The sequence below is a fragment of the Thiohalobacter sp. genome (assembly GCF_027000115.1).
Classification (GTDB): Bacteria; Pseudomonadota; Gammaproteobacteria; order Thiohalobacterales; family Thiohalobacteraceae; genus JALTON01.
Map to the genome: position 1 here is coordinate 42,892 of NZ_JALTON010000054.1, position 14,630 is coordinate 57,521.

Sequence of the window (14,630 nt, forward strand, 5' to 3'; positions counted from 1 at the left end):
TCAGTCCGTGGGCAGCCAGTCCGCCACCGTGGGGATGGCGTCGTGACGGGTGAGGTCGACGTGGATGGGGGTCACCGAGACGAAACCGTTGCGCACAGCGTGGAAGTCCGTGCCCTCGCCCGCATCCTGCTCGGCGCCTGCCGGCCCCACCCAGTAGATGTCGCGACCGCGCGGATCGGTCATGCGGATCACCGGTTCCGACTTGTGCCGATGACCCAGCCGGGTCGCCCGCAGGCCCGCGATCTCCTCCCAGGGCAGGTCGGGGATGTTGACGTTGAGGATGGTATCCGGCGGCAGCGGCACCGCCCGCAGGCGCTCGACAAGGATGCGTGCCACCCGCCCGCCGGTATCGAAGTGTCGCGGCTGGGCGGCCACCATGGACAGGGCGATCGCCGGCAGGCCCAGGAAGCGCCCCTCCATGGCCGCGGCCACGGTGCCCGAGTAGAGCACGTCGTCACCCAGGTTGGCGCCGGCATTGATGCCCGACACCACCATGTCCGGCTCCTCGTCGAGCAGGCCGGTGATGGCCAGATGCACGCAATCGGTCGGCGTGCCGTCGACGCGGATGAAATCGTCCGGCATCTCGGTGGCGCGGATGGGGTTGTCCAGGGTGAGGGAGTTGCTGGCCCCGCTGCGATCCCGGTCCGGGGCGACCACCGTGACCCGGCCGATCTGGCCAAGCGACTGGGCGAGCATGCGAATGCCGGGGGCCTGGTAGCCGTCGTCGTTGCTGATCAGGATGTGCATGCGGTTCGGTTTCAACTGCCTCAGGGCATCACTATACTGGAAGCCGCAATCAGGCCCTAGCCCGGAGCCCCGCGTGGCCAAGGACAAACCCCAGCAGACATCAGGAATCAGCGGCGAGGACGCCCGCCTGTTCCGCGAGGCCATGCGCGACATCCGGCCGCTGGAGCACGACCGCGTGCTGTCCCGGCCCCCGCCGCCGCGTCCGCGGCCGAGGTTCCGCGAGCGCGACGAGGCCGAGGTGATGCGGGACCTGCTCTCCGACGCCTTCGACCCGGCCGACCTGGAGACCGGTGAGGAACTCCTGTTCGTGCGCGCCGGCATCCAGAAACAGCTGCTGCGCAAGCTGCGCCGCGGACAGTTCGCCATCGGCGGCGAATGCGACCTGCACGGTCTGACCGTACCCGAGGCACGCAGGCACCTGGCCGAGTTCATCACCGCCAGCCGCGGCGCAGGCCGTCGCTGCGTGCGCATCATCCACGGCAAGGGGCTGGGCTCGCGCAACCGGATCCCGGTACTCAAGCACAAGGTCGACAAGTGGCTGCGTCAGTGCGACGACGTGCTCGCCTACTGTTCGGCCCGACCGGCCGATGGCGGCACCGGCGCCCTCTACGTGCTGCTGCGCTCGCCGCGCTGAAGCGTCTTCAGGCCCTCGACCAGTTCGCGAAAATGACGGTCCGGATCCACCCTGCGGTAGATGCGGCGCAGCCGTCCCTGCGGATCGATCAGGAAACTGTGCCGCCGGGCAAACTTCAGCGGCCCCAGCGCCCAGAGCGCGCCGTAGCGGGCGGCAACCTCACCGCTGGTGTCGGACAGCAGCGGAAACGGCAGGCCATGGCGCTCGGCAAAGGCACGATGGCTGTCCGCATCGTCCACTGACACCCCGACCACGCGCGCGTCCAGTTGCCCCAGCTCGACCAGCCCGTCGCGGAAGGCGCAGGCCTCGCGGGTACAGCCGGGGGTGTCGTCCTTCGGGTAGAAATAGAGCACCAGCCAGTGGCCGCGATAGTCCGCCAGTGCATGCAGCCGCCCGTCCTGGCCCGGCAGGCTGAAGTCGGGCGCCAGTTCGCCCGCATGCACCCGGCCGTTGCGCAAGCCGCCCAGCCAGTACAGCAACAGGACCAGCGCCGCAGCCGCCAGTATCCAGAACAGCATCCGCATCAGGCCGCCGCCTCCCGGGCCGCGTCCTCGACGTCCAGCAACTGATCGAGCAGGACGGTCGCAAAGCTTCCCGCCGGCAGGGTGAAGGTCAGCAGGGCCTCGCCAGGCACATCGAAGGCACAGTGCAGGTCGTCGACGCGTACCCGCAGGCTGCGCCGGTCGGCCTCGACCCCGGCCCGGTCCAGGCCCTCGATCCAGTCGCTCCAGGGGGCGAGCACGGCCTGCTCGACGGGACTCAGATCGGCCAGCGGCTCGCCGCGCCCGCACAGCGGCCCGGTGGGATGGATCTCGAGTGCCGCGGCGCGGGCCATGACCTCCTCGTCGGGCCGTTCGATGGCAAACAGGCTGCGGCGGCCATTGAGCTGCATGCGGTCCCCGGGGAGCGGCCTGCCCCAGGTGCCCGCCTCGATGCGCGCCGCCAGCACCCGGTTGAACAGTTCGCTGCGCGCGGCCGAAAGATACAGCCCGCGTTCCTCGCGGCGCAGGCGACGACGCTCGCCACCGAGCAGCCTGCGCGCAGCCTCCAGATTGCCGGCATCGCGGCCGAAGCGCTGGACGCCGAAGGCATTGGGACAGCCGGCACGACGCAGGGCCTCGATCCGGGACTGCAGGGCCGCAGGATCGGCGTCGAGATCGCGCAGGCGAATCCCGAAACGGTTGCCGCGGAGCGCGCCACGCCGGAGCTTGCGGCCATGCCGGCGCGATGCCAGCAGCTCGACACCCTCGATGGCGCAGGCGCCGATGTCCGGATCCGCGCGCCCCGGCAGATGGATGGAGAACCACTGCTCGGTGACGGCATGACGATCCTTGAGCCCGGCGTAGCCGACCGCGCCCGGTCCGACGCCGGCCCAGCGCGCCAGCTGACGCGCCACCCAGGCGGTATTGGCGCCGCGCTTGCGCACCCGGAGCCAAAGATGTTCCCCCTCGCCCGCCGGTTCGCACACCGGGATCTCGGTGACACGGAAATCCTCGGCCATGACCCGGATGCGGGCCTGCCCCAGCGATGACCCGAAGGCAGGCGGAACAGGGATGGCGACGAGTTCGGGGAGTCCGGTCACGATTCAGGCATCGGCCGGCGCCAGCAGCACCACGGCCAGGGCGGCGATACCCTCGCCACGCCCGGTGAAGCCGAGCCGCTCGGTGGTGGTGGCCTTGACGGCGATGGCACCGACCTCGACACCGAGATCCCCGGCGATGTTGGCACGCATGGCCTCGACATGCGGTGCCAGGCGCGGTGCCTGCGCAATGAGGGTGGTATCGGCATTCACCAGTCGCCAGCCGGCCGCGGACACCTTCGCATACACCTCGCGCAACAACACCCGGCTGTCGATGCCGGCGTAGCGCGGATCACTGTCCGGGAAGTGATGGCCGATGTCACCCAGCGCGGCCGCGCCCAGCAGTGCGTCGCACAAGGCATGCAGCAGCACGTCGCCGTCCGAATGGGCCGCCAGACCTCGATCGTGCGGGATCTCGACGCCGCCGAGCACCAGGCGCCCGCCTTCCCTGAAGGCGTGCACGTCGAAGCCCTGTCCGATTCTCATGAGGCTGTTCCTGTGTGGCTGCTGCAGCCGTGAGTGTCCGGCATGGTTCGCTTTTTCCCAGTCCCTTGTCTGCTGATCATCGGAAGAGCGCCACGGAATCCGCTGAAGGCACGGAAAGGGCGCATGCATTGATGGGCACGCTTCGCTTTGCCCATCCTACAGGCCATGAATTCCTCCATGCCGTCGGTGGATCCCGTGGCGATCTTCCGGCCTTCACAGCCGCCCCTGGGCGCGAAGGAAGAACTCGGCCAGCGCCAGATCCTCGGGGCGGGTAATCTTGATGTTGTCCGCATGCCCCTCGACCAGGCGCGGCGCCAGGCCGGCAGCCTCCATCGCCGAGGCCTCGTCGGTGACCGCGCGTCCTGCTGCCCGCGCAGCCTGCAGGGCATCGCGCAGGGCGCCCAGGCGAAACATCTGCGGGGTAAGCGCATGCCACAGGCGCGAACGATCCAGCGTCTCCGCCACCCGGCCGCCCTCGTCGGCAGCCTTCATGGTATCGCGCACCGGCACCGCCAGCAGCCCGCCGACGGGATCGTCCCGCAGGGCCTCGATCAGCCGCTCGACGTCGCCACGGCGCAGACAGGGCCTGGCGGCGTCGTGCACCAGCACCCAGTCGTCGGTGTCGGCATGCGCGGCCAGCACGGCCAGCCCGTTCATCACCGAATCGGCGCGTTCGGCGCCACCGTCGGCCGCCCACAGCGGGCGTTCGTGCCAGAGCTTCAGTTGCGGCCAGAAGGGATCCTCGGCGCTGCGCACCACCACCGCGCCGGCGATGGCCGGCACCTGCCACAGCGCATCCAGGGTGTGCTCCAGCACGGTGCGCTCGCCGAGCCGCAGATACTGCTTGGGACGATCGGCCCGCATACGCCGGCCCACGCCCGCGGCCGGGACCAGCGCCCAGTACTGCTCAGTCATCTGCCGGCTCCGCTCCGGGTTCCTCGACGATCTGGTAGAACACCTCGCCCTCGCGGATCATGCCCAGCTCGCTGCGGGCCCGCTCCTCGACCGCCTCCAGCCCTTCCTTGAGATCGCGGACTTCCGCATCCAGGGCCTGATTGCGCTCCTGCAGTCGCGCATTCTCCGCCCGCTGCTCGGCGACCGCACCGCGCAAGCGCCAGACCTCGGCAAGGCTGCCGTCGCCGACCCACAGCCGGTACTGGAGATAGATCAGCAGCGCCACCAGCAATGCGATCAGCCAGCGCATGGCGATCGCGCGCCGGCCTCAGCCGAGACGCGGAAAGGCCGCGCGGCCGATGTAGCTGCCCTTGTCCTTGAGCTGGTCCTCGATGCGCATCAGCCGGTTGTACTTGGCGACGCGATCGGAACGCGACAGGGACCCGGTCTTGATCTGGGTGGCCATGGTACCGACGGCGATGTCGGCGATGACCACGTCCTCGGTCTCGCCCGAGCGGTGCGAAACGATGGAACTGTAGTTGTTGGTGGTGGCGAGTTCGATGGCGTCCAGGGTCTCGGACAGGGTGCCGATCTGGTTGACCTTGATGAGAATGGCGTTGCCGACCCCCTTGTCGATGCCCTCGGCCAGGATCGCCGGATTGGTCACGAACAGGTCGTCGCCGACCAGCTGGATGCGGTCGCCGATGCGTTTGGTGAGGATCTTCCAGCCGTCCCAGTCGTCCTCGGCCATGCCGTCCTCGATGGAGATGATGGGATAGCGGTCGCAGAGGTCGGCCAGATAGTCGGCAAAGCCCACCGAGTCGAAGCTGCGCGCCTCGGAGGCCAGGCGGTACTCGCCGTCGCCGTAGAATTCGGAGCTGGCCACGTCCAGCGCGAGGAAGATGTCCTCGCCCGCCTTGTAGCCGGCCTTGTCGATGGCCTCCAGGATGACCTCCAGCGCGGCCTCGTTGGACGGCAGGTCGGGCGCAAAGCCGCCCTCGTCACCGACCGCGGTGTTCAGGCCACGATCGGACAGGACCTTCTTCAGCGCATGGAAGACCTCCGCGCCATAGCGCACCGCCTCGCGGAAGCTGGGCGCGCCGGCGGGCACGATCATGAACTCCTGCAGGTCCACGCTGTTGTCGGCATGGGCGCCCCCATTGAGGATGTTCATCAGCGGCACCGGCAGCTGGAAGGGGCCCTCGCCACCGAGCACCCGGTACAGTGCCCGCTCGGCCTCACGCGCCGCCGCCTGCGCTGCCGCCAGCGACACGGCCAGGACGGCATTGGCACCGAGACGGCCCTTGTTGGGCGTGCCGTCGAGCTCGATCAGCTTCTCGTCAATGGCGCGCTGATCCGCCGCATCCATGCCCAGCAGCGCCTTGCGGATGTCCTCGTTGACATGCCCGACCGCCTTCAGCACACCCTTGCCGTTGTAGCGCTTCGGGTCGCCATCACGCAGCTCGACGGCCTCCCGGGTGCCGGTGGAAGCCCCGGACGGCACCGCCGCCCGGCCCACGGCACCGGATTCGAGCAGCACATCGGCCTCGACGGTGGGGTTGCCGCGCGAATCGAGGATCTCGCGCCCGCGGATGTTGGTGATCTGAGACATGTTTACTCCAGTTGACCAGTTCTTGTTTCAGGAATGCTCGCGGCCGCCTATTCCCGCATCAGCGCCTGTTCGGGGAATCCGGCTGCCTTCACCGTGCGGTCCAGCGCTTGCAGGGTTTCCAGCAGCGCCTGCATGCGGCCCAGCGGCCAGGCATTGGGGCCATCCGACAGCGCCTTGTCCGGATCGGGGTGCGTCTCCATGAACACGCCCGAGACACCCGCCGCGACCGCGGCACGCGCCAGTACCGGCACGAATTCGCGCTGGCCGCCGGAAGAAGTCCCCTGCCCGCCCGGCTGCTGCACCGAGTGGGTGGCATCGAACACCACCGGGCAACCGGTGGCGCGCATGATGGCCAGACCGCGCATGTCCGAGATCAGGGTGTTGTAGCCGAAGGACACGCCCCGTTCGCAGACCATCAGCTGCTCGTTGCCGACCTCGCGGGCCTTGTCCACCACGTTCTGCATGTCCCAGGGCGCCAGGAACTGACCCTTCTTGAGGTTCACCGGCTTGCCCCGGCGGGCGACATTCTGGATGAAATTGGTCTGGCGGCAAAGAAAGGCCGGCGTCTGCAGCACGTCGACCACCGCGGCCACCTCGCCGAGCGGCGTGTCCTCGTGCACGTCGGTCAGTACCGGCACCCCGATCTGGCTGCGCACCTTGTCCAGGATCTTCAACCCTTCTTCCATGCCCGGACCGCGAAAGCTGCGCGTGGACGAGCGGTTCGCCTTGTCGAAGGACGACTTGTAGATGAAGGGCATCCCCAGCGCCGCGGTCATTTCCTTCAGCTGTCCGGCGGTATCCAGCGCCAGCTGCTCGGACTCGATCACACAGGGGCCGGCGATCAGGAACAGGGGACGGTCGAGACCGACTTCAAAGCCGCACAGTTGCATGGGGAGTCCTTGCTCGTTGGCGAAACGTCATGCCGCTCAGGCAGTGGCGGCCGCCTCGTCGGGACGGCCCTCGCGCGCGCGCGCCGCCATGACGAAACCGGAAAACAGCGGATGACCGTCACGCGGTGTGGAGGTGAATTCGGGATGGAACTGGCAGGCCAGGAACCAGGGATGGTCGGGGATCTCGACCACCTCGACCAGCTCGCCGTCCAGCGAGGTGCCCGCCAGCGACAGGCCGGCCTCGGAAAGCGGCTCGCGATAGCGGTTGTTGAACTCGTAGCGGTGGCGGTGCCGTTCCTCGATGACGTCCTTTCCGTACAGGCGATGCGCCAGCGAACCCGGCTTGAGGCGGCATTTCTGCGCGCCCAGGCGCATGGTGCCGCCCAGATCGGAATCTGCGCTGCGCTTCTCCACCCGGCCATCCTCGGTGACCCACTCGGTAATCAGCGCAATCACCGGTTCCGGTGTGTCGGGCTGGAACTCTGTACTGTGAGCGCCCTCCAGGCCGGCCACGTGGCGGGCGTATTCGATCACCGCCACCTGCATCCCCAGGCAGATGCCCAGGTAGGGCACCCGCCGCTCGCGGGCAAAGCGCACCGCGGCGATCTTGCCCTCCACACCGCGTTCGCCGAAGCCGCCCGGCACCAGGATGGCATCGACGCCTTCAAGTTCCGCCGTGCCTTCCTGCTCGATACGCTCGGAATCCACGTAGCGGATATCGACCCGGGTCCGGGTATGAATGCCGGCGTGGATCAACGCCTCGGACAACGATTTGTAGGACTCGGTGAGATTGACGTACTTGCCGACCATGGCCACCGTGATCTCGGCCTCGGGGTGCTCCATGTCGTGGACCACCTTGTCCCACTCCGACAGATCCGCCGGCGGCAGGTCCAGGCCCATCTTGTCGACCACGATCTGGTCGAGGCCCTGGTCGTGCAGCACCTTGGGGATCTTGTAGATGCTGTCGACATCCGGCGCGGAAATGACCGCCCGCTCCTCGACATTGGTGAACAGCGCGATCTTGCGGCGCTCGTCATCCGGCAGCCTGCGATCGGCGCGACAGAGCAGGATATCGGGCTGGATACCGATGGAACGCAGTTCCTTTACCGAGTGCTGGGTCGGCTTGGTCTTGATCTCGCCGGAGGCCGCGATGTAGGGCACCAGCGTCAGATGCATGAACAGGGCCCTGTCGTGGCCCAGTTCGACCCCCATCTGGCGGATGGCCTCCAGAAAGGGCAGCGACTCGATGTCGCCCACCGTGCCGCCGATCTCGACCATGGCCACGTCGGCATCCTCTGCCCCGGCCTGGACGCTGCGCTTGATCTCGTCGGTGATGTGGGGAATCACCTGCACCGTACCGCCCAGGTACTCGCCGCGCCGCTCCTTGCGGATCACGTTCTCGTAGATCTGGCCGGTCGTGAAATTGTTCTTGCGCGTCATGGTGGTACGCACGAAGCGCTCGTAGTGACCCAGGTCGAGGTCGGTCTCCGCGCCGTCCGCCGTGACGAACACCTCGCCGTGCTGGAAGGGGCTCATGGTGCCGGGATCGACGTTGATGTAGGGGTCGAGCTTGAGCAGCGTGACCTTCAGCCCACGGGCCTCCAGCAGCGCGCCGAGCGAGGCCGCTGCGATGCCCTTCCCCAACGAGGAAACGACACCACCGGTGATAAAGATGTATCGGGTCATGGACTCTCGAACAGTCTGGACGGACAGGGACCGCGACCCTCGGCCAGCCGCCGACCGCACGGAGAAAGGGCGGGCCAGGCTGATGAGCAGTGCGCGCTCGGGACGGGATTGAACGATACCAGAAGGCCGGGGGCGGCTCAATCTGGGCGACTTCGGACAAAGGGTTCGAGGCGACTCCAGCGCGGCATGCCGGCCCGCCCGCCGGGCAGGCCCTGGCAGCCCTCCGCCACCCACAGCGAAGGCACCGCGACCAGACGGTCGCCGGCATACAGCAGCGGCAACCGTTCACGCTCCCAGGGTGGAATACCGGCCGCCTGCAGCAGATGCTTGAGGCTCTGGTGCTCGCGGCGGCCCACCGCCCGCAGGCGTTCCCCGCCGCGACGCAGTTCCAGCCGCAACCCCGCCCCGATCAGGCTCGCGTCCACCCCTTCGCCCGGCATCCATTGGAGCGTGCCGCCCAGTTCCGGCAGCTTCAGGGTTTCGCCGTGCCACAGGCCGTGACGACCGGCCAGGGCCGGCGCAGGCAGCGGTGCCATGGCATACAGCAGCCCGCGATGCCGACGCACCTCCCCGCCCGCCCAGCGGACAACGGGCATGGCGTCCGGGCGCGCCGCCGGAACCGTCCGCCGCAGGTGCTCCAGCACCCGCTGCGACGGCAGCCGCAGACCGGCCCGGCGCAGCCAGTGGCGCAGCAGGTTGCGCTGGCGGTCGGCATCCAGCGCCAGCAGCCGCTCGCAGTCCAGCGTCCCCGGCACGCGTCCGGCGACCACCGCCAGATCCTGTTCCGCCACCTGCGCCAGCAGGCGCGAGGCCTCCGCCTGCAGGCCGGCGGCGCGGGCGATCACCGCGCGCGCGGCCGGCCAGCGCGTCTCCAGCATCGGCAGCAGTTCATGACGGATGTAATTGCGATCGAAACGGCGGTCGGCATTGCTGGGGTCCTCGCTCCAGACCAGACTGCGGACCCGCGCCCGGGCCTCGAGCTGGGTCCGGGGGACATCCAGCAACGGCCGCAGCAACACCCCACGACCCAATGACGCGACCGCCGGCATGCCGGCCAGCCCGTCCGGGCCGGCGCCGCGCAACAACTGCAGCAGCAGCGTCTCGGCCTGGTCGTCGCGATGGTGGGCCGACAACAGCGCGCCGCCCGCCGGGAGCCAGTCCGCCAGTACCCGGTAGCGTGCCTCGCGGGCAGCCGCCTCGGGACTGGCGCCCGGTGCGGCCCGGGCATCGACGGCGAGGCGGACCAGCGGCAGGCCGAGGCGCGCCGCGCGTTCCGCGCAGTGCTCGGCCCAGGCATCGGCCTCGGCCTGCAAGCCATGATGGACATGGACCGCAGCGAGCGGTGCAGGGAGCTGTTCGCGACCCTCGGCAAGCAGATCGAGCAGCACGCTGGAATCGACCCCCCCGGAGAAGGCCACCCAGTAGCCGCTCGCGCCGGGGGCGGCCGCCCGCACCCGCTCGATGATGCGTTCGGGGTCCAGGCTCACGGTCACGGTGCCCGGTTCAGGCCTTCTCTTCGAAGACCCCGTAGCCCATCAGCCGGCGATGGCGGGCCTCCAGCAGCGCCTCCGGGTCGAGTGTCTTGATGGCGTCGAGCTGGGTCACCAGCTCGTCGTGGATGGCGGCAGCCATGGCGTCGACATCGCGGTGCGCCCCACCCAGGGGCTCGGCGATGACACCGTCGATCAGACCCAGCTCCAGCAGCCGGCCGGAGGTGATACCCAGGGCCTCGGCCGCCTCCGGCGCCTTCTCGGCACTCTTCCACAAAATGGATGCGCAGCCCTCGGGCGAGATGACCGAGTAGGTGCTGTACTGCAGCATCAGCACCCGATCGCCGACCCCGATGGCCAGCGCGCCGCCCGAACCGCCCTCGCCGATCACGGTACAGACGATGGGCGTTGCCAGCTCGGCCATGGCCTGCAGGTTGCGGGCAATGGCCTCGCTCTGTCCGCGTTCCTCCGCGCCGATGCCGGGATAGGCGCCCGGCGTGTCGATGAAGGTGAACACCGGCATCCGGAACCGTTCCGCCATCTCCATCAGCCGCAGGGCCTTGCGATAGCCCTCGGGCCGCGGCATGCCGAAGTTGCGCCTGAGCTTCTCGCGGGTGTCGCGACCCTTCTGGTGGCCGATGACCATCACCGGCTGGCCATCCAGTCGCGCTGGACCCCCGACTATAGCGGGGTCGTCGGCATAGGCACGATCGCCGTGCAGCTCCTCGAAGTCGGTGAAGATGCGCTCGATGTAATCCAGGGTATAGGGACGTTGTGGATGCCGCGCGAGCTGGGCGATCTGCCAGGGCGTCAGCTTCGAGAAGATGGACTCGGTCAGTGAGCGGCTCTTCTCCTGCAGCTTCGCGATCTCCTCCGTGATGTTGATCTCGGCATCGTTGCCCACGAAGCGAAGTTCCTCGATCTTCGCTTCAAGTTCGGCGATCGGCTGTTCAAAATCCAGGAAATTCAGGTTCATGCGTCCAGTTCCCGCGCCCGGCGCGCTGCATCCGTCCGCGGATTGTACCGGGTTAGCCTGGGGGCTGCACGACGCCGGTCAAGGGTGCTCGCCCGCGTACTCCAGCCGCACCGCCTCCGGTCCGGCCAGTTCACCCAGCCGGCTGAGCAATTCGTCGGCGGGATGCACCCGCCATTCCTCGCCCAGGGCCAGCTCGGCCCGGGCGCTGCCATTGCGGTAGTCGACCCAGACCGGGCAGCGGCCCTCGCGGAAGGGCTTCAGCGTTTCCTCCAGATGGCGCACGAAGCCGTTGCCGGCACGCCCCGAGTCCACGGAGATCACCAGCCGCCGCGCGAAGGCCTCGCGGGCATGGGTGATGTCGAGAATCTCCTCGGCCGTGAGCTGGTAGCCGCCGGAGTAGTCGTCCAGCCCCAGACCGCCGCGCACCACCAGCACCCGATCCTTCGCCAGCAGGTTGCGGCAATGCTCGAAGACATCCGAGAACACCCGCACCTCGAGGCGCGCGCTGCGATCGTCCAGCGTGAGAAAGGCCATGCGACCACGCCGCGTGTTGCGCACCCGCAGTGCCACCACCAGGCCCGCTGCGGTCACCTGGCGCTCGCCGCGTCGCCCCGGCGGCTCGGCACCGTTGCCGCCCTCTGTCAGCAGCGCGGCCAGACGGCCACTGGTGATGCCGGCCAGTTCGTCCTCGTAGCGGGCAAAGGGATGACCGGTGAGATACAGGCCCAGGGTTTCCTTCTCCCCTTGCAGCCGCGTCTCCTCGTCCCATTCCGCCAGCTCGGCGCGTTCGATCGGCGCCTCCACCGGTGCCGGCCCGCTGCTGCCGAACAGGTCGCTCTGGCCCATGCCGCTATCGCGCTCGTGCTGCTCGGCGAGACGGATCGCCGCGGGCAGGTCGGCCATGAGGCTGGCACGGTTGCGGCCGAGACGATCCAGCGCGCCGGCACGAATCAACGCCTCCAGCACGCGCCGGTTGACCTTGCGCAGATCCACCCGGCGACAGAAGTCGAACAGGTCGGCAAAGGTGCCGTTCTCGCCACGCTCGGCGAGAATGGCCTCGATGGCCGACTGGCCGACGCCCTTGATGGCACCCAGGCCGTAGACGATGGTGTCCCCGCCCTGCGCGGTAAAGCGGTAGTCGGAACGGTTCACGTCCGGTTCCACCACGCCCAGCTTCATCTCCCGGCATTCGTCGATCAGGGTCACCACCTTGTCGGTGTTGTCCATGTCCGCCGACAGCACGGCGGCCATGAAGGCGGCCGGGTAATGGGCCTTCAGCCAGGCGGTCTGGTAGGACACCAGCGCATAGGCCGCCGAGTGGGACTTGTTGAAGCCATAGCCGGCAAACTTCTCCATTAGGTCGAAGATGTAGGTCGCGGTCTTCTCGTCCACGCCACGCTCCAGCGCGCCACGGGTGAAGATCTCGCGCTGCTTGGCCATCTCCTCGGGCTTTTTCTTGCCCATGGCGCGACGCAGCAGGTCGGCGCCGCCCAGGGTGTAGCCGGCCAGCACCTGCGCGATCTGCATCACCTGCTCCTGATACAGAATGACGCCATAGGTGGGCTTGAGGATGGGCTCGAGGTCCGGATGCGGATACTCGACCCTCTGCCGACCGTGCTTGCGGGCGATGAAGTCGTCGACCATGCCCGACTGCAACGGCCCCGGACGGAACAGCGCGACCAGCGCCACGATATCCTCGAAGCTGTCCGGCTGCAGGCGACGGATGAGGTCCTTCATGCCGCTGGATTCGAGCTGGAAAACGGCCGTGGTGCGGCAGGCCTTGAGCAGTTCGAAGGCATCCGCATCGTCGAGCGGGATGCGCTCGATGGCCACCGGCGGCTGGCCGTCCGCCTCGCGCTGGGCATTGATGGTCTTCAGCGCCCAGTCGATGATGGTCAGGGTACGCAGGCCGAGGAAGTCGAACTTGACCAGGCCCACGGCCTCGACATCGTCCTTGTCGAACTGGCTGACCAGGTTCTGGCCGCCCTGTTCGCAGTACAGCGGGGTGAAGTCGGTCAGCCGCGAAGGCGCGATCACCACGCCGCCGGCGTGCTTGCCCGCATTGCGCGCCAGCCCTTCGAGAGAACGCGCCATGTCGATGATGGCCGCGACCTCCTCTTCCTGCTCGTAGACCTCGCGCAGCGCCTCCTCCTGCTCCAGCGCCTTGTCCAGGGTCATGCCGATCTCGAAGGGAATCAGCTTGGCGATGCGATCGACGAAGCCATAGGGGTGGCCGAGCACGCGGCCGACATCGCGCACCACGGCCTTGGCGGCCATGGAGCCGTAGGTAATGATCTGGGATACCTTGTCCCGGCCATACTTCCGCGCCACGTAGTCGATCACCCGGTCGCGCCCCTCCATGCAGAAGTCGACGTCGAAGTCCGGCATGGACACGCGTTCCGGATTGAGGAAGCGCTCGAACAGCAGGTCGTAGGCGATGGGATCGAGGTCGGTGATGGTCAGCGCATAAGCCACCAGCGAGCCGGCGCCCGAACCGCGCCCGGGCCCGACCGGCACACCGTTGGCCTTGGCCCACTGGATGAAGTCGGCGACGATGAGGAAGTAGCCGGGAAAGCCCATCTGGATGATGACGTCGAGCTCGATCTCCAGGCGCTCGTCGTACGGTCGCCTGCGCTCGGCGAAATCCGGCGCCCCGGGATCGAACAGGGTCGCCAGCCGCCGCTCCAGTCCTTCCTTCGCCTGCTGCCGGAAGTATTCGTCCATGGTCAGCCCGGCGGGAATCTCGAAGTTGGGCAGGTAATAGGTACCGAGCGTGAGCTCGAGATTGCAGCGGCGCGCGATCTCCACCGAGTTGGCCAGGGCCTCGGGGATGTCGGCGAACAGCTCGGCCATTTCCTCGGGGCTGCGCAGGTACTGCTGGGGACTGTAGCGCTTCGGCCGGCGCGGATCGTCCAGGGTACGGCCGTCGTGGATGCAGACCCTGACCTCGTGGGCCTCGAACTCCTCGGGGCGCAGGAAGCGCACGTCGTTGGTGGCCACCACCGGCACGCCCTGTGCCGCGGCCAGCGCCACCGCGGCATGGAGATAGTCTTCCTCGCCCTCGCGGCCGGTGCGCTGCAACTCCAGATAGAAGCGATCGGGAAACAGGCGCTGCCAGTCGGCGAGCAGATCGGCCGCCTCGGCCTCGCGGCCACCGAGCAGGGCGCGACCCACCGAACCCTCTCGGCCACCGGACAAGGCGATCAGTCCTTCCGTCGCCCCTTCGAGCCAGGCCTTGTCAATGACCGGAACGCCACGCTGCTGGCCCTCGGTATAGGCCCGGGACACCAGCCGGGACAGATTCAGATAGCCCTGGCGATTCTGGCACAGCAGCACCAGGGCGCCCGGATCCTCGCCTGCCCGGGGATCCTGCACCTGCAGGTCGACGCCGACGATGGGCTTGATGCCGGCCGCCATGGCCGCCCGGTAGAACTTGACCAGGGCGAAGAGATTGTTCTGGTCGGTAACCGCCACCGCGGGCATGCCGGCGGCTGCGGCGGCCTGCACCAGCGGCTTGATGCGCACGATGCCATCGACCAGCGAATACTCGGTGTGCAGGCGCAGATGAACGAAGGAAACGGCCATGAAAACCCGGCTAGCGGTGGTTAATGCGCGGCAGTGGCGCCGCGTGTCCAC

General features: G+C 68.3%; 13 protein-coding genes. 1 reads left to right on the forward strand and 12 read right to left on the reverse strand.

The features are described from left to right. Positions 1 to 747 (reverse strand): 5'/3'-nucleotidase SurE, encoded by a 747-nt coding sequence (gene surE / locus MVF76_RS10755; protein ID WP_297528969.1) that lies wholly within the window; start codon positions 745 to 747, stop codon positions 1 to 3. A gap of 142 nt (positions 748 to 889) precedes the next feature. Here surE and MVF76_RS10760 point away from each other — a divergent pair, with 142 nt between their 5' ends. Next, entirely contained in the window at positions 890 to 1,381 is a 492-nt protein-coding gene (locus MVF76_RS10760; RefSeq protein ID WP_297529108.1) for a Smr/MutS family protein, read from the forward strand. Here MVF76_RS10760 and MVF76_RS10765 read toward each other — a convergent pair. From MVF76_RS10765 to dnaE, 11 genes are all read right to left on the reverse strand, one after another. Continuing rightward, on the reverse strand, positions 1,354 to 1,905 hold the full coding sequence (locus MVF76_RS10765) for a peroxiredoxin (RefSeq protein ID WP_297528971.1): 552 nt from the start codon (positions 1,903 to 1,905) through the stop codon (positions 1,354 to 1,356). The genes MVF76_RS10760 and MVF76_RS10765 overlap by 28 nt on opposite strands. Continuing rightward, entirely contained in the window at positions 1,905 to 2,963 is a 1,059-nt protein-coding gene (truD, locus tag MVF76_RS10770; RefSeq protein ID WP_297528973.1) for a tRNA pseudouridine(13) synthase TruD, read from the reverse strand. The genes MVF76_RS10765 and truD overlap by 1 nt, the downstream gene beginning before the upstream one ends. Positions 2,964 to 2,966: 3 nt before the next feature. Next, positions 2,967 to 3,446 (reverse strand): 2-C-methyl-D-erythritol 2,4-cyclodiphosphate synthase, encoded by a 480-nt coding sequence (gene ispF, locus MVF76_RS10775; protein ID WP_297528975.1) that lies wholly within the window; start codon positions 3,444 to 3,446, stop codon positions 2,967 to 2,969. 213 nt (positions 3,447 to 3,659) lie between these two features. Beyond that, complete coding sequence (ispD, locus tag MVF76_RS10780; RefSeq protein ID WP_297528977.1) at positions 3,660 to 4,361, reverse strand: 2-C-methyl-D-erythritol 4-phosphate cytidylyltransferase; 702 nt, start codon at positions 4,359 to 4,361, stop codon at positions 3,660 to 3,662. Next, positions 4,354 to 4,650 carry a cell division protein FtsB gene (gene ftsB, locus MVF76_RS10785; protein ID WP_297528979.1) on the reverse strand — a complete coding sequence of 99 codons (297 nt, stop codon included), beginning with the start codon at positions 4,648 to 4,650 and terminating at the stop codon, positions 4,354 to 4,356. Before ftsB ends, ispD begins: the two co-directional genes overlap by 8 nt. 18 nt (positions 4,651 to 4,668) lie before the next feature. Beyond that, the gene (gene eno, locus MVF76_RS10790; RefSeq protein WP_297528981.1) at positions 4,669 to 5,952 is read right to left on the reverse strand and encodes a phosphopyruvate hydratase; all 1,284 of its coding nucleotides are present in this window, start codon (positions 5,950 to 5,952) and stop codon (positions 4,669 to 4,671) included. A 47-nt stretch (positions 5,953 to 5,999) separates the two neighbouring features. Continuing rightward, positions 6,000 to 6,842 (reverse strand): 3-deoxy-8-phosphooctulonate synthase, encoded by an 843-nt coding sequence (gene kdsA, locus MVF76_RS10795; RefSeq protein WP_297528982.1) that lies wholly within the window; start codon positions 6,840 to 6,842, stop codon positions 6,000 to 6,002. Positions 6,843 to 6,878: 36 nt separating this feature from the next. Continuing rightward, the gene (locus MVF76_RS10800) at positions 6,879 to 8,528 is read right to left on the reverse strand and encodes a CTP synthase (protein WP_297528983.1); all 1,650 of its coding nucleotides are present in this window, start codon (positions 8,526 to 8,528) and stop codon (positions 6,879 to 6,881) included. Between the two features lie 137 nt (positions 8,529 to 8,665). Further along, on the reverse strand, positions 8,666 to 10,021 hold the full coding sequence (gene tilS / locus MVF76_RS10805; RefSeq protein WP_297528984.1) for a tRNA lysidine(34) synthetase TilS: 1,356 nt from the start codon (positions 10,019 to 10,021) through the stop codon (positions 8,666 to 8,668). Between the two features lie 10 nt (positions 10,022 to 10,031). Next, complete coding sequence (locus tag MVF76_RS10810) at positions 10,032 to 10,994, reverse strand: acetyl-CoA carboxylase carboxyltransferase subunit alpha (RefSeq protein ID WP_297528986.1); 963 nt, start codon at positions 10,992 to 10,994, stop codon at positions 10,032 to 10,034. Between the two features lie 78 nt (positions 10,995 to 11,072). Then, positions 11,073 to 14,579: a DNA polymerase III subunit alpha gene (gene dnaE / locus MVF76_RS10815; protein WP_297528988.1), complete on the reverse strand. Its 3,507-nt coding sequence runs from the start codon at positions 14,577 to 14,579 to the stop codon at positions 11,073 to 11,075. Positions 14,580 to 14,630 lie beyond the last annotated feature (51 nt).

Coding starts and splice junctions, on each gene's coding strand:
- surE (WP_297528969.1), bottom strand. CDS start 747: ATGCACATCCTGATCAGCAACGACGACGGCTACCAGGCCCCCGGCATT.
- MVF76_RS10760 (WP_297529108.1), top strand. CDS start 890: ATGCGCGACATCCGGCCGCTGGAGCACGACCGCGTGCTGTCCCGGCCC.
- MVF76_RS10765 (WP_297528971.1), bottom strand. CDS start 1,905: ATGCGGATGCTGTTCTGGATACTGGCGGCTGCGGCGCTGGTCCTGTTG.
- ispF (WP_297528975.1), bottom strand. CDS start 3,446: ATGAGAATCGGACAGGGCTTCGACGTGCACGCCTTCAGGGAAGGCGGG.
- ispD (WP_297528977.1), bottom strand. CDS start 4,361: ATGACTGAGCAGTACTGGGCGCTGGTCCCGGCCGCGGGCGTGGGCCGG.
- ftsB (WP_297528979.1), bottom strand. CDS start 4,650: ATGCGCTGGCTGATCGCATTGCTGGTGGCGCTGCTGATCTATCTCCAG.
- eno (WP_297528981.1), bottom strand. CDS start 5,952: ATGTCTCAGATCACCAACATCCGCGGGCGCGAGATCCTCGATTCGCGC.
- kdsA (WP_297528982.1), bottom strand. CDS start 6,842: ATGCAACTGTGCGGCTTTGAAGTCGGTCTCGACCGTCCCCTGTTCCTG.
- MVF76_RS10800 (WP_297528983.1), bottom strand. CDS start 8,528: ATGACCCGATACATCTTTATCACCGGTGGTGTCGTTTCCTCGTTGGGG.
- MVF76_RS10810 (WP_297528986.1), bottom strand. CDS start 10,994: ATGAACCTGAATTTCCTGGATTTTGAACAGCCGATCGCCGAACTTGAA.
- dnaE (WP_297528988.1), bottom strand. CDS start 14,579: ATGGCCGTTTCCTTCGTTCATCTGCGCCTGCACACCGAGTATTCGCTG.